Origin of the sequence: Bradyrhizobium sp. ISRA442, from assembly GCF_038085055.1 — a bacterium.
Taxonomy (GTDB): Bacteria; Pseudomonadota; Alphaproteobacteria; order Rhizobiales; family Xanthobacteraceae; genus Bradyrhizobium.
The window spans coordinates 149,184-170,745 of the sequence record NZ_JALGCN010000010.1 but is presented as its reverse complement, the minus strand read 5'-3'; the positions used below and the strand labels follow the sequence as shown (position 1 = coordinate 170,745).

Annotated in this window: 14 protein-coding genes and 3 pseudogenes; 11 read left to right on the top strand and 6 right to left on the bottom strand. The window is 59.3% G+C overall.

The window, feature by feature from the left end:
- Window positions 1-355: 355 nt before the first annotated feature.
- Entirely contained in the window at window positions 356-667 is a 312-nt protein-coding gene (locus MTR72_RS40520; RefSeq protein WP_445819618.1) for a papain-like cysteine protease family protein, read from the bottom strand.
- A 309-nt stretch (window positions 668-976) separates the two neighbouring features.
- On the opposite strand from MTR72_RS40520, the pseudogene MTR72_RS40515 reads away from it, so the two are divergent.
- Window positions 977-1,127, top strand: a pseudogene (locus tag MTR72_RS40515) (IS5/IS1182 family transposase); the annotation flags it as partial.
- Window positions 1,128-2,330: 1,203 nt separating this feature from the next.
- Here MTR72_RS40515 and MTR72_RS40510 read toward each other — a convergent pair.
- A pseudogene (locus tag MTR72_RS40510) lies at window positions 2,331-3,704 on the bottom strand (alpha,alpha-trehalose-phosphate synthase (UDP-forming)); the annotation flags it as partial.
- 550 nt (window positions 3,705-4,254) lie between these two features.
- Between MTR72_RS40510 and MTR72_RS22005 the strand changes: the two are divergent.
- From MTR72_RS22005 to MTR72_RS21970, 9 genes and pseudogenes are all read left to right on the top strand, one after another.
- On the top strand, window positions 4,255-7,407 hold the full coding sequence (locus MTR72_RS22005) for a DUF2169 family type VI secretion system accessory protein (protein ID WP_341510955.1): 3,153 nt from the start codon (window positions 4,255-4,257) through the stop codon (window positions 7,405-7,407).
- Complete coding sequence (locus MTR72_RS22000) at window positions 7,397-8,473, top strand: pentapeptide repeat-containing protein (RefSeq protein ID WP_341510954.1); 1,077 nt, start codon at window positions 7,397-7,399, stop codon at window positions 8,471-8,473. Before MTR72_RS22005 ends, MTR72_RS22000 begins: the two co-directional genes overlap by 11 nt.
- A gap of 4 nt (window positions 8,474-8,477) precedes the next feature.
- A complete protein-coding gene (locus MTR72_RS40505; protein WP_445819617.1) occupies window positions 8,478-8,885 on the top strand; it encodes a DUF4150 domain-containing protein in 408 nt (135 codons plus the stop codon).
- A gap of 33 nt (window positions 8,886-8,918) precedes the next feature.
- Window positions 8,919-9,875, top strand: coding sequence for a hypothetical protein (locus MTR72_RS21995; protein ID WP_280968731.1), 957 nt, complete (start codon window positions 8,919-8,921; stop codon window positions 9,873-9,875).
- Window positions 9,876-9,892: 17 nt separating this feature from the next.
- Complete coding sequence (locus MTR72_RS21990; RefSeq protein WP_341510953.1) at window positions 9,893-10,549, top strand: DUF3540 domain-containing protein; 657 nt, start codon at window positions 9,893-9,895, stop codon at window positions 10,547-10,549.
- 98 nt (window positions 10,550-10,647) lie between these two features.
- On the top strand, window positions 10,648-12,369 hold the full coding sequence (locus MTR72_RS21985) for a tetratricopeptide repeat protein (protein WP_280968728.1): 1,722 nt from the start codon (window positions 10,648-10,650) through the stop codon (window positions 12,367-12,369).
- A gap of 163 nt (window positions 12,370-12,532) precedes the next feature.
- Window positions 12,533-13,190: pseudogene (locus MTR72_RS21980) on the top strand (IS630 family transposase); the annotation flags it as partial.
- A gap of 1,144 nt (window positions 13,191-14,334) precedes the next feature.
- Window positions 14,335-14,874: an NEL-type E3 ubiquitin ligase domain-containing protein gene (locus MTR72_RS21975; RefSeq protein WP_341510952.1), complete on the top strand. Its 540-nt coding sequence runs from the start codon at window positions 14,335-14,337 to the stop codon at window positions 14,872-14,874.
- Window positions 14,802-15,110, top strand: coding sequence for a hypothetical protein (locus tag MTR72_RS21970; protein WP_280968726.1), 309 nt, complete (start codon window positions 14,802-14,804; stop codon window positions 15,108-15,110). Before MTR72_RS21975 ends, MTR72_RS21970 begins: the two co-directional genes overlap by 73 nt.
- Before the next feature lie 854 nt (window positions 15,111-15,964).
- Here MTR72_RS21970 and MTR72_RS21965 read toward each other — a convergent pair.
- From MTR72_RS21965 to MTR72_RS21950, 4 genes are all read right to left on the bottom strand, one after another.
- Window positions 15,965-16,477, bottom strand: a complete 513-nt coding sequence (locus tag MTR72_RS21965; RefSeq protein ID WP_280968725.1) for an Hcp family type VI secretion system effector — start codon at window positions 16,475-16,477, stop codon at window positions 15,965-15,967.
- 195 nt (window positions 16,478-16,672) lie between these two features.
- Window positions 16,673-16,990, bottom strand: a complete 318-nt coding sequence (locus tag MTR72_RS21960) for a hypothetical protein (RefSeq protein ID WP_280968724.1) — start codon at window positions 16,988-16,990, stop codon at window positions 16,673-16,675.
- A gap of 13 nt (window positions 16,991-17,003) precedes the next feature.
- On the bottom strand, window positions 17,004-18,524 hold the full coding sequence (locus MTR72_RS21955; RefSeq protein WP_280968723.1) for a type VI secretion system Vgr family protein: 1,521 nt from the start codon (window positions 18,522-18,524) through the stop codon (window positions 17,004-17,006).
- A 69-nt stretch (window positions 18,525-18,593) separates the two neighbouring features.
- Complete coding sequence (locus MTR72_RS21950; RefSeq protein ID WP_341510951.1) at window positions 18,594-18,890, bottom strand: hypothetical protein; 297 nt, start codon at window positions 18,888-18,890, stop codon at window positions 18,594-18,596.
- 1,267 nt (window positions 18,891-20,157) lie between these two features.
- On the opposite strand from MTR72_RS21950, the gene MTR72_RS21945 reads away from it, so the two are divergent.
- Window positions 20,158-21,543 carry a hypothetical protein gene (locus MTR72_RS21945; protein WP_280968721.1) on the top strand — a complete coding sequence of 462 codons (1,386 nt, stop codon included), beginning with the start codon at window positions 20,158-20,160 and terminating at the stop codon, window positions 21,541-21,543.
- Window positions 21,544-21,562: the final 19 nt, after the last annotated feature.

Genomic DNA, 21,562 nt, shown 5'->3' with positions numbered 1-21,562 from the left:
GCAGTACTCCATTGGAGAGCATTGCGGCCCTGAGCTCGGGTGACGCGGGTTTGTCGCCGTGCTGCCAAGCTCGTACGTACATTGCTAAATTTGGAGCCGCAGGCGCGCGTACACTTTGCTCAGCCATATAGGTGGGCCACGGCGCCCTCTGGAGAGGGCTAGGTGTATTCCAATTGCGGCCTGGCAACTGGTTAACTAAGTCCACTCCCAACCGAAACTCCGTCGAAAGCGGCAACCGCGTGGGTTCATCAGCCACTCCCAAATCTCCCCTTCGTGTCGCTGACTTGAAGACCCTGAAGGGTCCCACATCCTATGAATACATCTGCAAATGCTGAACTTCCCAGCCCGAACGATTCTAACTCAATCCACCCCAGCAAATGCCGGGCCTAAACATCGGGGAGTGTTCAGAGGATCGCGATTGTTGACGAAAAGCTCCTGCGAACTGAAAATCAGAGAAGTCAATTAGCTTGCGCTCTGGCTCCCAAGGATCGTTGTAGTACAATGTGTTTGCTTCCAGACCAGTCAGTACGAATACATGCGGATCCACTGACGGCAGATGCAGCGCAGCCCAGATCGACCCTCGTGTCTCCAATGTCTCAACGACAAAATCGCGCGTAAATCCGTCAGGTGGCTCTACGAGCCTCTCTAATCCTTCGCAGAGAGCCACCAGTCAAACTCGCGAACGTTGAGGCCTAAGTCGGGCCGCCGAAGCGTAGGCAAACCCCAGGCGAGGGCTCTGGGCGAAAGTAGTATGACACCATACGAGCGGAGGCATACCAACAAGCGTTAATCCCGTGCGGCCGGATGTTTGCGCAATAATCTGGTCGCATGTTCAATTGACCATCATAGCCATGCTGTTGGCCGGCAAGCGGAGCATTCACGTATATCTCGCACTTTACAGCATTCGCTAAATTGACGGGCTCAAAGCTACGCAAATAGCGTGCCGTCCGGCTAAGCGCAGCCGCAGACGATCCGGGACTGGTGGTGCCTCGAGGAGCGGTTCGGCGCGATCTACGAGGACAGGCCGGCCGGCCGCCGCTGCCGATGGCGGGATTAGCGATCCTCAAGCACAGCGACGACCTTTCCGGTGAGCTGTTTGTGAGCGCTGGATGGAGACCCCCTGTTACGATTGACTAAGCACCGACGCAGGTTAACCCCAGACGGCCGGGAAATATTCGCGCTATTCGCGCACCCACCTTCGCTCGCGGGAGTTTCGTTTTCACTCGCGCCGGCAAACTGGACAAGCAATAGCCTCACCCGATGTTACCATCAGATGAAGCTTTCCAAGCAAGGGCATGCTGGCGCCGTGCTGAGAACCAGCGCACAGCAACGTTACTGGACCAACTGACACAGACCTGACGGCGGGAGCTCAATCATAGTAATCAGCGAAGAAATTAACCGACCCGACGTTCAAAGTGATCGCGGGCCACCGCGAGGTGTCAAAGGACTACGATGACGCTGGCGCCATATAAGCGAAATTTATCCTAGGGCCCGAAAATGAGACCGTCGGGTGATCCTCACTTCTCAGGAACGCGTCGCAGCCCGTTCGCCGTTTCCCATGCAGTCGGCCATGGTCCTCGATTTCAGCCACTAGGGTGGTACGTGAGATAATAGCGATCACCTTTCAACTCGGCCGCGTAGAGGTGACGGTGAATTTGGAAAATCGTAACTTCTTCGCCGCGCGCGGTCGGCAGCCGCCCTCGTTCACGTAGTGCATCCTCCAGGTGCGCCGGAACCTGTTTCTTACCGTCGTGCCAGTCGCTGTGGGTCCAGTTATCGCCGACCACATCTCCGAAATCCGGCAGTTGCTCCTCCTCCCCGGGCCCTGCCATGGCAGACGACGATGCCCCTCGCGCGGATGCCAGTGAGGCTGTGACGCCTGTGCTTGACGACCAGTAGGGCTCCGCTCCAACTGGAACGGTAAGAGCAATGGTAGTGCCCGACGGATTGGTCAAAGTTGCCTCCCTTCTCGTTGCCGGCGACACCGCCGCATAGGCCCGGCCATGGACGTAAAGATGTGACGGCTGCGAACTCCTCGGCGGGCTACCGGGGGTGACCAATTCGTCTCTCACGGAATCCGGTACCGAAACCGATCGCACGCCGTGATCGAAGCCCAAGGGAACCCAAGGGCTAAGATCTATCGCCGACATCCGAGGTTGGGGGCCCTGCTGTCCACCTAAGCCGACGAGTGGTTCGAAATCCTCATCTAATATTCTAGCCCGCACACCGAATGCGGGGAATGTCCATTGCCGCGGCAGGTCAAAATGGCTTCCGCCTCCGGCCAATCTCCCCTCGACCTTTCGTTTCGAACTGCTGGACTCCCCCACATCCCGCGGGCTCTGCCTTGCGAGTTTCTCGGTCCGAATTTTCTCCAGCTCGCAGATAAAGTGCGCCGACCATTTCTGGATGGGATACGCTCGAAGCTTCGCCATCATCTTCTCCCAGCGGCAGATGCGCTCGGGCAGTGACATTGAAAGTGCGATCGAAATCTTCTCTGCTATGTCTTCGATGTCGTTGGGATCGATGAGCAGCGCGCCGTCGAGTTCCTTGGCCGCGCCGACAAATTTCGACAAAACGAGCACGCCGGGTTTGCTGGGGTCTTGCGCGGCAACATATTCTTTCGCTACGAGATTCATCCCGTCACGCAACGATGTTACCACGCCGACACGTGCGGCGCGGTACAGACCCGCGAGCACCGGCTGACTCTGAGGCTTCGTTTCGTGACGGATCGGCACCCAGCCATCCGCGCCGTGGCGAACATTGACATCGTCGACAAGACGCGCGACATCCTGCTGATAGTCATCGTAGCTTTTGATGCCGGATCGTGAGAAGGTCGCGATCTGCAAAAGGGAGATGCTGCGCGGGTCTTTGTTCAAAGCGTGATTGATAGCCCGAACGCGATTGTCGAGACCCTTGGTGTAGTCGAGCCGGTCGACGCCGACGGCAAGCTTCTCACGATCGAGACCTTCCAGTAGCGACGAGACATCGGCATTCGAACTCGCGTCTGCAGCATATTTTGCAAATTTTTCTGTATCTATGCCGATCGGAAATACTTGGCATCTTGTGATGCCACCACGGTGTGAAATCACAACACTGTCTTCGCTGGGTGTGAGGTCGAGATCGGCACGGACGCAGGCAAGGAAATTCTGCCGGTCCTCGTCGGTCTGAAAGCCTACCAAATCATACGCAAGCATCGATTCGATCAGTTCGCGGTGATGCGGTACCAACTGCACGTCGGGCGCCGGCCATGGCGTATGCAGGAAGAAGCCGATCGGTCGCTCGACGCCCCGATTACGCAACTCAGCGCCGAGCGTGAAGAAATGATAATCATGCACCCAGAACGCGTCCCGGTCTCTGTACTCGAGCAGCGCGTCCGCCATGAGGGCGTTGATTTTGCGATAGCTATTATAACCACCTGCCGAGGAGGAGACCCGTTCCGTCAGCGAATGTAACGCCGGCCATAGTTCCGAATTCGAAAAGCCCTCATAATAGTTGCGATAATCCTCGGCAGGCAGATCCACCCTCACGAGCTTACCTACGCCGAGCGGCATTACTGGCGGTTCAGCCTCCGACGGGCGCCTCGGCCCCACCCAAATCGCTCCGGATTGTTGCACCACGGGAACCAGCGCGGCCTCAAGCCCGCCTGTCCTTGGTTCAAGGGCGTTGCTGCCGGCAACCCGGTTCGAGACGACGACGAGATTCACAAGTCATCCTTTCCCGTCTGGATCTGCGTTTGCCGGGCGTTCGATCAATTTGCCACGCCTGATCGCTGGTTTTTACGGTCTGACACCCGCCCTCCTTCGACGATTTCATGCGGGCTCGTCGGCTGCTAATGAATATAGCGCGCGGCTTCGAATAACGGGCGTACCACGTAGGCCCTCCCCGCAAGGCGAACGTGATCATTCCGGCGCCGAATGCGCCAACGGCTTCGTCGCGCGGAGGCAGCTTTCGCAAGCCAACGAAGCATCGGTTTTCTGCAGACAGAACGGCCTGTACTTTTCGGCGAGGCGCACTCTCGTCTCTATCTGGCCGTTCGAGCGGCCTTGACGGGCCGATGATTCCGCAGGAGCAAATCGCGGCTACCTCGACCATCAAACCGTCGCGGTGCGGAGCGACCATTTATGCAACACGGTGCTGAATGGCCGCCTACCTAACTTGGTATGTGGCACAAAGACGCGGTTGGATGTTGGGGCCGAAAGTCCGTCACGATCGAGAAATATTGGTAAAAAAACCAAAATCGTCTCGGCCGGCTTCATGCCCATTCTTGTAAAGCCCCGCACGCTAGGTCTGTTGACCAAATGCGAGCCTTGTCGTCCAGGGGCGAGCCTCATCATTTCGGTCTTCGCGATGTTCGACCTCGCGAACCCGGGCGCCGATCGTCTGCAGAGCGAGCAGGAGCTTTGGGTGATGGCCGCGAAGGAGCTTCCGCTCGGCACCCCTCTCGACATCGGCATGCCCAAGCCGCAAGCCGAGCTGCTCATCGGCGGACATGCGGCGGCGCCTGAGGAACGGACGACCGAGCGGATGATGTTGGGCTGGACACTCGGACCGATCCAGAAGCACGTTCTGGTGACGGGCGACCGTTATTGGCAGATGACCACCTCCGGCTGGCGACCGACAGCCGTGCAACCGTTCCAGCAAATGCCGCTCACGCGCCAACGCGCGTTTGGCGGGCCCGGCTACGCGGCGAACCGGGTCGGCGCGGGCCATGAGGCTCTCCGCCGCAGCATGGCCGGCGAACTGGTGGCCCTGCCCAACGTCGAAAGCCCCGAGCATGCGATTCAGTTCATTGACACGATCGCACCGCCGGCAACCTTCGGACCAATCGCGATTGATGATCAGGAGCGCCTACAATACGCGGGAACCTATGACGCCACGTGGCTGCAATCAGTTGCCCCCGCTCTGGCGAGCGATGCCGATCCGCGCCTTTTTCTGTTCGCGCCACCAGACCAGCGCTTGAGCGGCTTCATCTGCGGCGGAGAACCCTACGCGCTGCAGAACTTCTCCGCCGAGCATCCGTTGATCGAAGGCCGCCTGCCGACCTTTCGCGTGCGCTGCTTCATCGGCTGGCGCGATGCGATGCGTGGCGTCACGGAACTGCAGACGCACATCGATACCCTGTGGCTGTTCGCGGGAGCCCGCCGCGGCGTCATGATCTATCGCACCGCGATTGCGGTGCAGGAATTGGACGGCAGCGACGTTGGCGACGTTATCGTCGCTTACGAGCAACAAAGCGAGCCGCCGCGGCCGTTCGATCATTATCTGAATGTCCGGCGGCTGCGGCTCGACCCGGCGAGTGCCTCACGCTATGCATTTTCGGAACATCAACTTGCCCCTGAGATTTCGGCTGTCGAACGCGCACGCCGCGTCGCGCGGCGTCGCCATTTGGCCGAAGAGCGCTCAGCGCGGCAGCTGGCCTCCATGCGCTTGGCGCTCGATCAGGAGTTCGCGCGTATAGAGCTTCCGCCTTCGCTGCGTCCGACGATCGAGATACCGTCGATCGAACCGTCAAGCATTCCGGAATTGTTGCCGGAGGAACTCGAGAGTGGCGAGATAGAATTGGACGAGATCCTCGACGCCTTGGACACGGTCCAGGCCAAGGCAGAATCTGATGTCGACAAGCTTGACGCTCAATATGAACCAATCCGAGCGGCGTATGAAAAGATTGCCAGTGGCAATGCCGAATCGAGCGATATCGACGCGTTGCTTGCCGCAATCTCGTCCACGGACGCCGCGCAGTCGATCGACGCAAGCTTTGCGCAAGCTCCGCCGTTCGCTGAGCTTCCGGACGCTGATCCGGGCTTCATGGGCGATATTAAAGACAAGCTCGCGCGAGCGAAAAACTGGCGTGACGAAATCCTTGATACGGCAAGGCCATCGCTCGACGAGCAAAAGCAATTCGAACTCGCGCATGCTCGGTTTTTTAACTTGGCAGCTGGACGACCGCTCGAGCCGATACGCAGCGCCGTATCGGACGATACTTTTTCTCTTCCCGATGTTCCCGCACTGGTCCTGCCGGAAGAAGCGCGGAGCGTTAAACCCGAGGCGCCGACGCGCCTGACCATTGACGAGATACTGGCGCAGATCGAAGCCTCCGATCCACCGCCTGACGCCGCCCAACGCGCGCGTACGGCACTCACCGATGCTGAAGCGGCGCTCAGAAGGGGCCTTCCTGCGTTACCGTCCGATGATGGCGCGCCGTTTGGCGCCTTGAGTGCTCCGCATCGAACCGCAAGCGCTGACGAGCCCGCAGCTGGGATCGCCGCAGCGAAGACGCAATCTACGAAAGCGTTGACTGACCTACGGACCGAGATCGACAAAGCGGAAGGGCAGTTGGCAGCTGGCATAGCCGCGGCAAGGCTTGCCTCACCCAAGCCGCTCAAGCCTGACACGATGCTGGCACCGGCTGTCGCACGCGCGCTGGGTGATCTGGTGGAAGAGGAGTTCCGACGCGGCGGCCCGGTTGCTGGTCGGGATCTCGCCGCCGCCGACCTCTCCGGGCGAAGGTTCGCGAACGCGGACTTCTCCGGCGCCTTCCTTGAACGCGCGAAGCTGAACGGGACCAACCTGGCCGGTGCGAAACTGATGAAAGCCGCGCTGACCGGCGCAACGCTCATCAACGCTGATTTAAGCGCCACCGATCTCACCGAAGCCAATCTCGGTGAAGCCGACTGCCGCGGAACGCGTTTCGCGGGCAGCCAGCTTGTCCGCACCAATCTTCTCGGTGCGCGCATGGTGGGCGCATGCTTTGACCAAGCGCATCTTGGCGAGCTCCAAGTTTTGCGAGTGCCGATGATCGGGGCAACCCTCCGCTCTGCGCAAATACGTCAATGCTCCTTCATCAAAGCCGTCCTCGATAACACGGATTGGGGGGACGCCGTCCTCGAGCGCGGACAATTCATAGATTTATCGCTGTCTGGTGCGAGCTTTGCTGGCGCGCGACTTGAGCAAACCTGCTTTCTCAAGGTGGCAGCGGCCCAACTCGATCTCTCGAACGCGCAATTTGACCAAGTCAGCTTCGTCGGCGACATCGATCTGCGCGATGCCCGGTTCGGCCGTAGCAGCGCCGAGGCGCTCTCCTTTCAGACGGCCAACCTCAGTGGCGCAGACTTCACCATGGCTCGACTGAACGGTGCCTATTTCGGCAAGTCGACGCTGGCGTGCGCCACCTTCCGAATGACCTCGCTGAAACGCGCGGTCTTCACCGCCAACGATCTGCGCGGCAGCGACTTCTATGCGGCCAACCTGCTCGAGGCGCATCTCAACCAGGCCAACCTAGCCGGCGCCAGCCTGCGCCATGCAAATCTCTATGGCGCAGACCTGATGGATGCTTCCTTGGTCGCGACGGATTTGAGTAACGCAAATATCGACCGCACGGTCCTGATGGTCACGCGCCATGTCAATTGATCTCTTATTGCAGTCGATCGACCATCAGTTCCCCGTACGCAAAGCTAACCTCGATGGCGAGACACTATCTGGACTACGCCTGAACGATGGCGTTGTGCTGAGTTCCTCTTTTCGCGGCAGCCAGTTCACGCGTGCCCGCCTGACCGGCATGACGTTTCAGGACTGCGATTTCAGGGGCGCTTCCTTCGCCGATGCTTACCTTGACAAGTGCACATTTGTGGATTGCCACGCTGGCGGATCCGACTGGCGGCGGGCGCGCTTGACCCAGTCGACGTTCATGACATCAGATTTCGGCCAGAGCGACTTCGGCGAAACGCGGCTCAGCCAGACGACAGCGATGCGTTGCGTGTTGGCCCGGACGATCCTGAGCAAGGCCACCCTATCTCAAAGCGCTCTCATGGATTGTGACCTCGCCAATGTCGTGCTCGACAACGCCACGCTGACGAACGCCGCCATAACGCAGGCTGATTTGCGTAGTGCGCAGCTCACGGGACTGCGCTGCGACACGGTCCATTTCTCCGAATGCGATCTGTCGGAGCGGAATCTCTCCGGGCTGATGCTCGCGCGAGCGAATCTGAGCGGTGCCAAGCTGAGAGGCGCAAACCTGTCCGGAACAGACCTGTCCGGCTCCGTGTTGACGGGCGCGAGCCTCGTGGGCGCCGATCTCTCCGGCGCGACCGCCCCGAACACACTGTTCGTCAGGGCTGACCTGCAAGCCGCCAGGCTGCGCAATGCCGATTTGACGTATTGCATCTTCGTAGAAGCGCGCCTCGACGGCTGCGATCTTTCCGGCACTCAATTGGGAACAGCCGTTTTCACACGTGCATCGGCCAGGCGCGCCTCGTTTGCCTGCGCCGACATGTCGTATGCGCTGATGCACCACGCCATGGTCGACGGCAGCGATTTTTCCGGCTCGCGATTTCTGCGAACTGACTTTCACTGCGCGTCGACCGAAGGCAGTCGGTTCGCGACCCAGCATGGGAGTGTCTTAAACACTGTGCCGGAACGCGCCGTCGCCGAACTCTATGATGCAAGCCGCGTCATCCCTCTCTATGGAGTGAGCTAAACAAATGACTTTTGTCAATTCAAGTGGCCCGATGTCGGCGCAGGATCAAGCGTTTCCCGACGTCTGCAACACACCAGCCGGACTCGCCGTTGTGCCTACCCCCTATCCAAACGTCGCTATGAACACGACGGCTATTCCTACGCAGTCTCGGTGCCTGATCATGTGTATGCCTGCACACAACATGACGACCGAGCGCGCGACATCGACGGGTGATAGCGCAGGTGTGGCCCTCGGCGTCATCTCTGGCCTTGTCATGGGTCCAGGCCGCGCCAAAGCGGGATCGGACAATTTGTCAATCGGCGGGTCACCGGCAAGCAAAACGGGGATGCCGACGAAGCAGAACGGCGCCAACCCGAACGCGTTCGGACTTTCGATATCACCCTCTCAGACCCGTTTGACGGCGCAGCGCTAATGTGCCGACAGCCATCCGATTAGGATATCCGCCATGCCAAATGCTTATACGCGACTGGTCGTTCCAGACAGCCTGACCTCTCCCCTGACGAAGTCAACTTATCTGCGCCTGGGCTCTTATTCGGGCGAAGAAGAAAAACTTGTCACTGGTCTCACAACGACTATTGGCGAAGGTCCAGCTACGATCGGCAAACATGAAAGCGACAATGCCGGCTTACTTGCCTTCACCAATAAGGACTTCCAGGCCAACATTGAAGGCGCTGCGCTGCTCAAAATCGGTCGCGGTCAGACCACGGAGGTCACGAACGGCAACTCCCAACATCAGGTCTCGAAAGGCACTTATGAGATCTCCGCCGAGAATGGCGTGTCAATCAGTGCTGGCGCTAATGGGACGCCCGCGGACATCATCCTGACGGCCTCGAACCGAGTCAAGCTCATCAACAACGGCCATAAGCTGGAAACGACCGTTGGCAACTCGGAAAAGCAGACGATGGGCGACACCAAGGAATTGTTTCAAGGCACTAAATTCACCTGCATGAGAGGCGCAGCTACCACGCTGACGATGGCCAAGAACGTCAGCATGTTCTTTGGAGAAGCGTTCACCTTCAAGATCTCGCGAGAATGTTCGGTCAATCTCAGTGATATGAACTCTATGACGACCGGCAACAAACTTGACATCGTCGAGGGACACGACGTCAAGCAAGTGATTGGAAATTCGACCAAGTGTGTTTTTGGACCCGATTTCAAGTCGGCTGACAGCGACACCAAGATTCTCAGGACAAGCGATTTCAAACTCGCTCCTGTCGAAGACTTCAAGTCGGTCGGTCGCGACATCAAATTCTGCAAGACCAGCGTATCCAAATCAGAAGAAGAATTGAGAAAGGGACAGTCGAACACGGAAGAGTACAAGCTTGTGAGCCGAAAAGCTGAGATCACGTCCAGTTCCGGTAATGAGGAAGTCATACAAAAGAAGTCGATAAATTTCATGTAGCGAGCTGGAGAACAAGGATGACGATGCCGATCCGTGCCACAAGCAACGACATATTGGCGATGGCCGAGCGCTTGCTTGAGCCTGGGCATCACACCGCCCGTGTCGTGTCGGTCAGCGAGGATGGCTCTGCGGTCGTAGTCGAGGTCGCTGGCGCCCGTCACACGGCGACGGTCGCCCTTGGCTGCCTGGTTCGGCCCATGCCACAAGACGCGGTGCTGCTCTTCACCAACGTGGAGCAAGTCTTTATCGTCACTGTGCTGGAGCGGACGGCTCCCAATGGTGGGATGGTCTCCCTGCCCGGGGAGCGCAGTATGTCGATTGAGGGCGAGACCATCACGATCGCCGCACGCCAGCGCCTGTCCTTGCGTGCCGGCAGTATCGATTTGCAGACTAAGCTGCTCGCTGTGCTCGCGGACAAAGGCACCTGGATCGGCAAGCTCTACACGTTGATCGCGGACCGTTTCCGATGCTCAGCCCGGATCCAGGAAGCGAGCGCCGAGCAATTTACGGTAAAAGCGGTCGAGCGTGTCGCGGTGATCGAGCGTATCGACACATTGCAGACCGAAACCCAGGCCATTAGGGTCACCGGCATTGCCTCCGAGATGGCGCACAGCAAGGTCATCGCGGTGAGCGAGGATCTCCGCCTCGATGGCAAGCGCGTCACGGTTGCATAGCGCAGATGCTATCCACTGGCATGTCGGCTCCGACCTGGCAGGAGAGGGTTAGAACCGCCCAGGAGTTTATCTCCGCCGGCCGTCTGGAGGAGGCGGAGGTGCTGCTGGAGGAGGTCACCACCACAAGTGATCCCGATACGCTCAATGCGAGGGCCACACTGGCGCTTGCGCGCCGGCGGATCGAGTTTGCCTTCGACATGCTGTCTGAAGCTGCGACCATCTACCCCGAACACGCCGGTCTCACCACCAATCTCGGCATCGCCCACGGATTGCTCGGCCGCGCTGAGGCGGCGGTGATTTGCCTCGAACGCGCGGCGGCTCTCGCACCGCGCAACGAGGAAATCAAGCTGGCGCTCGCTCAGGCCTTGCTGAGCCGCGGCGAGGTTGCGGAAGCCCGTGCGGTGACGGAGACCGTCGTCCACCACGAGCCCAGGAATGCGCGTGCGCTGCTTCAACTTGGCGCCATCGAGTTCGCCTTGGGCCACAGCTCGGCGGCTGAAGCCGCCCTGGTTCGTGCGCTTGAGATTGCTCCGGACGATCCCGATGCGCTGGGCAATTTATCGGTGCTCAAGCTTGAACGCGGGCGCCTCGACGAGGCGCTCAGCCTTGCCGCGCGCGCGCATCTGCGCGCCCCGCTCGATACAGCTGGGCTCTTGCACCTGGCTTATTGCCGCGCCGCAACTGGACTCTGGTCGCAAGCTGAGGCCACCTGCAAGAAACTGCTCGCCTATGCGCCCGCGAATGTTGGTGCGCGCGAAATCTTGGCCCGCGTTACGATTGCCAAGGGTGAGGTGGACCGCGGCATTGCGCAACTGACGGAATTCGTGCGCTCTCGCAAATCGGATCCTGTCGCCGCGCTTGCTCTGGCGCGTGTCCTACAGCTCGTTGGCCGGCTCGACGAATCCCTCACACTTGTCGCTCACGTCATGCACATGCGACCTGAGAACGACGCAGCGAAGTCTTTGCAGACGACGCTTGAACTGACGCTCGGCCGCTTCCCGACGCCCGAGCCGTCCGCCTTGGCACCTGTGAGGCGGATAGTCGTGCCGCCGACGATGGGCGCCCTTGAGTTGATCGCACTCGCTCGTCTCTTGCGTCGGCTGCCAAGCCCGCAAGACGTGCATGTGGTCGCGCAGCCACGTCATCAGGCTCTTCTTACCAACCTCGCCGAGCAGGTGATTTTGGACGAACCGAGCCCCGCGATCTCGGCTATGCCGCTGCAATCATTATTACGCGTTCTGCCGACCGACGCCCGCAACATTGCCGATGGCATTCCCTACCTGCGCCCCGAGGCCGCACTGCTCACCAAATGGCGGGATGCATTGGCTGCGTTCGCAAGGCCTTTGGTGGGCATCGTGTGGGAGGGTGGCGCGCTCGGCCTATCGATGGAGCAAGTCGCAGCTGCGACTCCAAACTCCGTCACGCCTGTCAGTTTGACGAGTGGCGCGCAACGGCATGACATGAAGCGATGGAGTCGTCCGATCGATGCTGGCGTGCACATCGAGAGCCCTGCGGAAATGATCGCAGCGATTGCCAATCTCGACGCAGTGGTCGGGCCCGACAGCTTCGCTGTCCATATCGCCGGAGCGCTCGGCGTTTCCGGCGTGGTTTTCGTGCCGCGCGGTTATCCGTGGTATTGGGCTCAGGCTGGCGGAAAGCCACTGTGGTATCCTTCATTCGAAGTTGTCATGCAGGAACGGTTCGGGCATTGGTCCGGCGCGATCGACGAAGGTCGGCGCCACCTCGAGACCCTGCTACGCAAACAACCGATTGACCAAGCGGCGCGCGCCCACAGCATCGCGGTGAGCGCAAGTCGCTGATTGCTGAAGCTGCGATTGGTGCTTCCTCGCGGACGAGTCCGATCGGCGGGAGGACGGCAATAGCCAAGAGGCTCGAACCCATCGTGCACGTGATCAAGCGGCTTGAACGCAATGAAAGTGTCACGTTCAAGGCAATAATGTTGCTCGTCCGCTTTTGGATGCGCATAATGCGGTGTGGCTGTTCATGCGCCGCGAGGGGCTGCGGTTCAAAAAAAACGCTGTTCGCTCTTGAACAAGGCCGCGTTGATGTGGCCCGCCGACGGCGACGCTGGCGATCGTGGCAGGCTGGCCTTGATCCTCAGCGCCTCGTCTTCATCGACGAAACCTGGATCAAGACCAACATGGCTCCGTTGCGCGGATGGGCACCGAAAGGAGCTCGCCTTCGCGGCTTCGCGCCACATGGCCACTGGCGCACGATGACCTTCCTGGGCGCGCTGCGTTACGACCGCCTCGCGGCTCCCTGCCTATTCGACGGGCCGATCAACGGGGAATGCCTCCGCGCCTATGTCGAGCAGATCCTGCTGCCATCGTTGAAGCCTGGTGACGTCGTCATCATGGACAATCTCGGCAGCCACAAATCGACTGCGCTCCGCCGCATCCTCAGGGCAGCCGGAGCCAGACTTTGGTATCTGCCGCCGTACTCACCTGACCTCAATCCGATCGAGCAGGCCTTCGCCAAGGTCAAGCACTGGATGCGCGCCGCCCAAAAACGCACCATCGACGAGATCAGCCGACACCTTGGCGAACTCATCCAAACCATCCAGCCAGACGAATGCAAAAACTACTTCGCAAACGCTAGGTACGCTTCAATTAAAACGTGAAACGCTCTAGGAGTCACCGTTTGACCTGGTCGGATCTAGAACGAGGAGCGTGACGAAACCCGTTCACAACATCAACCACGGCGACGGCCGCAGATGTTGTGCGGACGTACGACGTCTCACTAACTGCTCGGCCGCGGTCCTTGATCGCCTGCTTCATCAATCGTCGGTGATCACCAATTCGTGGTGATAGCGATCGAGTTGGAGACGAGTCGTCGCGCATTTGCTTGCTTGAGAAGGCATTGATGAACACAGAACAAGCCCAGCGGGGCGCTGGCAGGGCTTGCGAAACTCCCGAACAAGGGGATCAGAGAGGTTGGAGCGCGCGGAGCAGAAGGGCAAGGCCTTGACAGAGCCGCGGGCGTCAGCCGCCGACGATCCGATGAACTACTTCGAGGCTCCGGCTCCAGGCGAATCGTCGCAAGACCAGATCCTTGAGGCCTGGGCGGCCGAAGCGGTGCAGGGCGACCATGAGAATCGGCAAGAGGCGGTAAGACGAACGAAAGCTTGGCAGGAAGCAGCGCCCCATGAGCCGCCGTGGCCGGATCTTTCCTTGCTGTCCCTGACCACCTTGCCTGCGGCCCTCCCGGCGGGGCTCCAACACCTGAATATCGACGGCAATCAGCTGACGAGCGTGCCCGATATCCTTCCGAGCGGTCTGCAAACCCTCCACGCCAGAAACAATTGGCTCGCCAACCTGCCCACCAATCTCCCGGCCAGCGTCGAATGCCTTCGCGCCAGCGGCAACCGGCTGACCAGGCTGCCCGCAACCCCTTCCCGTCGGGCTCCAGCGCCTGTATGTCCCAAACAATCAGCTGACCAGCCTCCCCGAAACGCTTCCAGCGGGCCTCACGCTGCTCAGCGCCAGCGGGAACCGACTGACCAGCCTGCCCGCGACTCTCCCGGCAGGACCCCGTCAACTGCACGTCGATAACAATCGGTTGACCAGCCTACCCAAGCCCCTGCTAACGCAGCTCGGCTCTGGCTGCCTCGTTGATCTGAATGATAACCCGCTGCCTGCGCGGGTGCGGACCAACCTGATGGCGGCCACGAAGGCTGAGAGTTATGCTGGCCCGAACGTGTTCTTCTCGGATCCCGACGAAACAGCACAAGATCGGGAGCGGCTCCTGGCCGAGGCAGTCGCGGATTGGGTCGACGAGCCGGACGCGGCGGCATCTGGCGGAGCTTCGCCGACGAGCCGGGAGCCGAGGAATATTCACGCTTCCTCGACAGGCTGCGGGACACCGTGAACTATGACGCATTCCGGCAGGCGGTGGCCGAAGACCTGCGGCAGGCAGCGGGAAGCCCGACATTGCGCGAGCAGTTCCTCCAGGCGGCCGTCGCAGCTAGCGAGAGCTGCGAGGATCGCATCAAGTTGAACTGGAATGGCATGCAAAACGCACGCGTGAACGCTGATGTTCTGGACGGAGCTTATAATGAGCATCTCGACAAGCTCCTTCAGCAGGGCCACATTATATATTCCGCTTGGTCGCGCTCGAGGGGATCGCGCGCGAAAAGGTCACCTCGCCTTCGTGGACGACGCATCGCGCCGGACATGCGCTTCGTGGGGTCTTCTAGGTCACCGAGGGCGATCTTGCCGCGGCTAAGACGTCCGTGCGCAACCAGGAGGCGGCGGAGTTCGCCGATTTCCTGGCAACCCTCCGGCAGCCCAGGGACACGCTGGTGAACCGCATCGCACCCGACGCTTATGCTGCGATGGAAGACCGGATGGGCGAGGAGTTTGAGAGCCGATTGGCGCAATGGCTGGCTGATCATCAGCGGACCAGCGACGCCGAGCCGCCCCTCCGAGCCCGAATCCGCGACGAAATTTTCCGCGAGATCAAGGGTGAGCTCATGCAGAAGGTGCTCGCAGAGCACGGCCTGCAAAGGCTATTGTTACCGGACAACGACGTCACGGGGTGAGTCCTCTAGTCTGCTATCCCGCCTAACGCGCGATCGGCGATCCGCTGAACTGCCGAACTGGGGCGTCGTCTGAGCTCCCTATTGCAGATCGCGCGCGGCGGCATTGAAGCCCGTCGCGATCTGCAGAAAGATGTCGCCCGCCTCGCTGAGCGCGGTCACCGAACTCGGAGTCTCGGCCTGTCCGCGACGACTGGCCAAACCTGGGAGCGAAGCGCAGCAAGTGAATGGTCCGCTTGATGAGGCGCACTGAGGATACCTGCCCTTGGCCAACGATCCGGCAAACGTGGGAACGTAGAGAAGCAATGGAATTGCCCATTTCGTGGAGCGCGGTCATCGAGCTAAGCTGTCAGGCGGTCCACGAACGATCCGCCGGTTGAGTGCCGACTCCCAAGTCACATCTCATGCTCGTCAATCACGGCCATGATGCAGGATCAACAGCGCGATTGCGGCCCCTCGTGCCGTGCGCGACATTTCGGTCCGAAGACGATCGACTTCATGCACCGCGATATCCTAAAGCCACCAAATGAATTGATGGATTTTTGCCGCGTGTCTACGTTGTGCGTCGGACAATTCGTTCGAGCTGCAAGCATGTGAGCCCGGCTTGCTCAAACCACCTGGTCTCACCGCACCCATTGGCAATAGGAGCCAATGCTGCAAGGCTTATCCAACATTCTGTTAAGCAAGGCTGGACCGATCTACCCACTCTTCGTTGTGTCTAAACACTGCGATGAGGCAGACCCGGCATGACCACTTCGAAGGCCCGGACGCGTCGATGTGTGCAATATATCCACCATTGCCCTCTCGGCGCCTCGGACCAAGTCATCGTCGTTGGCTTTGCAGACCTGGCGGGGTTGTCACCATTTATCCTCGCCGCTGGTGCTGCCGGGAACGTGCTCCCATTTCACTTCTTTGTAGGTGAACAACCAGTCTTCCATGTTTTGAAAGAAATTGTTCTTCGGATTGATTGTCAGCGGTACATAAGCCTTGCCTTTGACTAACGTCGCGTTCTTCCAGCTTATTTTGAAGAAGTTCTGCGGCTGCGGCATGCCCCCGGGGTCGGTGCGATAGAACTCGCAAACCACATCTTCGAGCACCTCGTTCGTTGCCAGCGCCTGCCATAGCAACGGCGAGGCACGATCGAAGAACTTGGTGAAGAGCACCGGCCGGTGGTTGCGAGCGCCCGTGGCTACACCGCTCGTCGCGTCGCGTGGAACGATGATGCCGCTGGTGAAGGCGACGACGGTGATCTTCCCTTGCTTACCCGAGTCACCCTTGGCCACCTGCCCGATGCTGTCCGGCTTGGAAGCATCCTTGGAGATGTCACCCTGCTTCTTTCCCTTTATCTTCAAGTAGGCTTCAAGCGACACTTTCCTCTCCTGTTTTCTGACCTACGCCGGCACGCACCGGCGCGATGGAATATCGCAAAATCCATGCCAAGAGCGCCGCGTATCCGCTACTAACTCTCGCGAGCCTTCTCGATCTGACGGCACAGCGCTGCGCGGTCGTCCAGATACCGGCACCATCAAGCGACGACATCGTTTCGCGATCGTGACAACGAGCTGTCAGGGCGTAACGTGGCCAACCTGCTTCAATTGACACGAGACATCGAGAAATGCACGCGTGGCAACGTCGAGGATGGCCCGCCCGGCCACACCGTAGCCCATGCTGTTATCGATAATGACATTGCCCTTCAGGGCGTAGACGAGCACCGCGCGAGGTCCGCGTTGCTCCTGCCCGAGGCAGTGCGTAGATAATTTGAGGCGCAGTTCTCGTCCATCACGAAGCCGTTGCGACCGAATGCCATCGGCCGATGGCGGCGGTATGTTGATCCACGCTGTCGGCAAGATGGTTGCGCGTGCCGTATTGGCGACCGCTTCCAATAGCGGGTCGATCTCACGAGCCGCTGGACGCCAGGCGGTCATAGGGCGAAGGTGATGCAGGTCCGTCGAAGATTTCGATTCTGGAACCAGATTGCGATTTGAGGCGATTGAACAAGTGCGTGTCCGAAGTCACGCCTCCCTTCATATCTGGGTTGTGGACCGCGCCGATCACAACGGGTCGGTCAATGTCACCGTTCAAGTAGCCGACCAGAACTTCCGTTCCAGGTACCAACGGGCAATGCAAGCCGGTTTGATTCGGACCTACATAAGGTTCGAGCTTGCGCACATAGTCGCTGCCAGCGCCTTTTGCCAGTTCCTCGGCGAATGTAAACTGCAGCCGGTAGCGTCCCTGGTCGTCAATCTCGGCCCGCCCATTCCAGGCTTCTCCATCGACCGTGGCGCTGTGGAGGCCAACGCCCAGAGGCACGGGCGTCATCGCAACCGGTCGATAAGGTACGTCCGAGCGGATGCAATGGACCATGTTTTGGTAGGCTCGCCCATTTTGCGTGGATGCATGGAATCCAATCGGGGCCGGGCAATAGGCCGAGTGATCCGCGGCGATAACGAGATACTTGCCATCGAAGCGGGGATGGCCCTCGAGTTCGAAGATGACGCCCGCTCGTAGCTCCGGCGCGTCGCTGTGAGCGATGTACATTGTCTGGCCGGCGCAGATCTGTTCGGCCCGGATCCGGGCCAGCGCGGTCGCTTCGGCTTCGTCCGCAAAATGCCCGCCGAAGCGTGAGGCCTTGCCCACGAAACCGCTGCCTTGCCCGACCTGCTGATCGACGGAGACGACGGAAGGCACCGTTTCATTGTAATCGCGGAGCGCGATCGTCTTTGTCGAGAGAACCCGGCGCTGCCGGAACGAACGAACGGCGCTTTCGTCGACGCTTCGCGGTGCCCGCCGTTCGTGCGGGCGCGCGTAAAGAATCCTCGACTTATCGCCGAACTTGACGTTGGGAAAGGCCAGATTCTTGTCGCCAAAAACGACGGTTTCACCGTCGTCTTCTTGCTTGAAGAAGTAGAAAATTCCATTCCGTTCGCAAAGACGCGAGATGAACGTCAGATCACTTTCGTTGTATTGCACATTAAAATTTCGCTTCGGATAGCGATCAAGATTGTATTCGCTGGGAATTGCGATGCTCAACTTGCCCAACTGCAATTTGATGATGTCGTCGACACCCATGGGTTGGTCAGGGCCATAAATGCGGCTCGCAACGGAGAGTTCGGCGACCGCAAAGCGCGGTCGCAGGACAAATTGGAGCACCCGCAGGTCGGTCACCGTAGGATCGAGTTCCTCGATTTGGGCGCACAGGCCCGAGGCAAGCCATCGCCCACATGCGGTTTTGACAACCAGCGTGGCGCGCTCGCCAATCAAAGAGCTGGTATCGACATCGCTCGATGTCGTGGCGTAAATCACGTAGCTAAACGGCAAGGAAATACACTCTGTGCCCTCGAACCCTTGGACGTTGAGCTCAATGCTGCGCTTGCTGCGAATGTTTAGGTCAATGCTGAGATTGGATTTGTTGGACATCGGCGCACCAAATCAACTGCGGCAGAGCTAACAACGTTTGTCACGGTGCCGCGGATAAGGAGCAAGCACCTAGCGTAAACGATATTTCGCGTTCCGACCCGTTTTACGACGACAGCAAACGCCGACAGCAGAGGCAGACCCGGGATGATCGAGGCGCGAGGCGAACTCGCCGATAGGCTCGATACGGTCGCGTCGGTGCCCGAAGGAGCCCGCCGTTCCACTGGCGAAATGGTAGGCGACCAGCCAGCCCAACGTCAGTTTCTCGTTGCCGTGAATGTTGCCATGAATAGAAAATTGCAAATAGCTGGCGCCGCATGGTGCACGCCCCAACCGTGCATCTGGCGCCCTTGATTGTGAAGAGTTCATCGCCTCTCCAATGCTCCGAGTGCAAGACGCATCTTGCGATGAGCCTTGTCCCTCAGCAAGGGACCGACAGCCGGGTGGTGATGCATTTCGAATTGGCTGAGGCACTAGCATTGGCCACCTCTGTTGCGCCATTGTTGTGAGCCCAATCGACTGGCCCATGCACCTGTTGCGTGTGGTCTCAGGTACGCTAGGGATATGTCGGGTTTCCTTCTCGAAACGACGCGCGTGGGTTCAAGGGAAAGCGCTCGTCATTCGTCCAGCGGTTCGTGTACTCTGCGCATCGGTGTTTCTGCATCTCAATAGCAACAGTTGTGCCAATGGCATTTCCTCTTTGAGCTGCTGATCAGGTTTTGAAAAGCTGCGGTTTGCCAGTTAGTGTTCTCAAGCTGACAGAGGCGGCGCGACTGTCAGATACCCCACAAGGCGTCAAGCTGGCCCGAACCCTGAGGTCCTTTTGCCGGATCACATGATTTGTCGATCGAGAAGGATCGATACTTTTAAATGGCCGACATCCAGATGGACGGCCCGAGATGATCGGCGAACGAAGTACGGCGCTGGAAGATAAGTCTTCGACGGGTGCTGAGATACCAGATTGGAAATCGCACTTCGGGTCTAAGAATTGCCCGGCAGAAGGGTCTGTCGATAATTTGTAACCGAACAGACGGTGCAGGCTGATCTGTTTCACTTCCCGGCATCGCGCTCGGATTGGATATCTTCTCCTAGCCTAAGCATCTCAGAAAGGCGCGAGCGCCTTACGCTCGCAAGAGGGGAGCGTTATGATCAGTTCAGGCGCGGCCGAAGATTGCGGCTTCTATCTTCGAACCGCTTTGGATGCAAGGCCGAGATAACTCCGGAGCTACCGAGGGCGCGGACATTACGACGCGAGAGGACGGCCACGGACTCCAAGCCGCAGAGCGTGGGCGGCAGATGAGCCGCCCGCGTGAGCTTCTCGTCTCTCAGGCTTGACTGCCGCCGATCGATTCGCTGTTGCTCCCATGAAATTGCTTTCTATGAGAGAACGGGAGAACGAGTATCAAGGAGCCAAGATGATTGTGGTCGTCAGAGTTCTCGTGGTCATCGCGGCATATATGGCGCTGCCTAACGAGCAAGTATGGGCTGCGGGAAGATTGATCGCGAAGAAGCGACGGTAAATCGCGCTGCTTCTCAATTTTAAGGCATCGGGCCCAACCGAACTCACGTAACATCGCCCATCGGATCGAGCGAGCATGCCTCGACGCTGCAATTGCATCTTTCGCCGGAGGTTCGCGTGAGTGACAGCAGCACCGGCTCCAGTCAGTGGCCGCGCCCCTATCGGGTGGATACACAGCTTTATGACTATTTCTGGAACTGGCTTGCGGCGAAGCTTCCGCGCCGCCGCTCCTACGGTGCCGCGGTTGCTGCAGGCGATGTATATGACTTCCTTGCATGGATCCGCGAGACCAACAGACCCCCAATGGCCAACCGGATTGCACAGTCGTCGTTAGACGCCGACGTGCAAGCCTATGCAGCTGAGTATATAGGGCGCGATCTACCGCTGATTGGTGGGTTTCGTGACCGCTTGCTGAACTTGCGAGATATGCTTCGGGACCTTCAATTTGAGAACTGGGCTCGTCAAAGGCATTTGATGTTTGAGGGCTTTGAAGGAGCCAGGCCGTCGTTATCGGGCAGCAGTAGCAGCCATACCACCAATAGCGGTAGCACCCATACCACAGACAGTAGCGTCTCCAATCGGGGACCCGGCGCTTATGACGTGGACTTGCGCCTCTATGAGGAGTTTTGGAATTGGCTTACTGAGAAGCTCCCGAGCAGCCGCTCCCGCGGCGCCAATCATGCCGCAGACGATATGAGCGATTTCCTCGAGTGGATCCGCGAAACCAACAGACCCCCAATGGCTGATCGGATTGCGCTGCCGTCGCTGGATACGGACATACAAGCCTATGTACGCGACTATATAGGGCGCGACGCACCCACGATTGGCGGATTTCGCAACCGTCTGCTCAATTTGCGAGATATGCTTCGGGATTTCCACCGCGCCCAGTTCGAGAACTGGGCACATGCGAGGGGGGCGATGTTTCAAGCCTTCGAAATTGCCGGGCCATCGTCAGCACCAGTGGCACCCACAATGCCTTCGGATGGACCGATGCTTGCAGCCGGCGCAGAGGCTAACTCGGCACGGCGTGACTTCGGAGCTTATGTCCTCCCCGGTTGGAGGGGCGGCGTTGCCCCGGACCCGCTGATCGCCGAATTGCGAGAAAGCGGCCTCCTTCCAGCGTCGTTGCGGCCACAAAGTGTGCTGATCAACGGTATGCGCTATGCTGCGGTATTGTGGCCAGGCCGGGCACCCGTGACCCCAAATAATCCGCAAGGCGAAAATTTTATTCTCACGCCTGGATACAGCGAATTGGGGCTGCCGCCTCACCCTCGAGTTGACCCGATAAACCAAATCGGGCCATTGCCCGATATCGGAGAGAGGGTCGGGCGTGACTGGATCCACGGCCCGCGCGTGGCCGACCGCTTCCTGACCAGCGTACTGAGAGAGTTCGGACTTCTGCCGACCCATCAGGTCCCAATGACGCTGTTCCACATCCACCGCGAGCGATACACAGCCGAATCAGGACCAGACGGCCGCATCCTTGTCATCCATCGCCCCTAAGCTTGCTAAGGCAACCGCG

Coding starts and splice junctions, on each gene's coding strand:
- MTR72_RS21950 (WP_341510951.1), bottom strand. CDS start 18,890: ATGAACTCTTCACAATCAAGGGCGCCAGATGCACGGTTGGGGCGTGCA.
- MTR72_RS22000 (WP_341510954.1), top strand. CDS start 7,397: ATGTCAATTGATCTCTTATTGCAGTCGATCGACCATCAGTTCCCCGTA.
- MTR72_RS22005 (WP_341510955.1), top strand. CDS start 4,255: ATGCCCATTCTTGTAAAGCCCCGCACGCTAGGTCTGTTGACCAAATGC.
- MTR72_RS21995 (WP_280968731.1), top strand. CDS start 8,919: ATGCCAAATGCTTATACGCGACTGGTCGTTCCAGACAGCCTGACCTCT.
- MTR72_RS21955 (WP_280968723.1), bottom strand. CDS start 18,524: ATGTCCAACAAATCCAATCTCAGCATTGACCTAAACATTCGCAGCAAG.
- MTR72_RS40505 (WP_445819617.1), top strand. CDS start 8,478: ATGACTTTTGTCAATTCAAGTGGCCCGATGTCGGCGCAGGATCAAGCG.
- MTR72_RS21990 (WP_341510953.1), top strand. CDS start 9,893: ATGACGATGCCGATCCGTGCCACAAGCAACGACATATTGGCGATGGCC.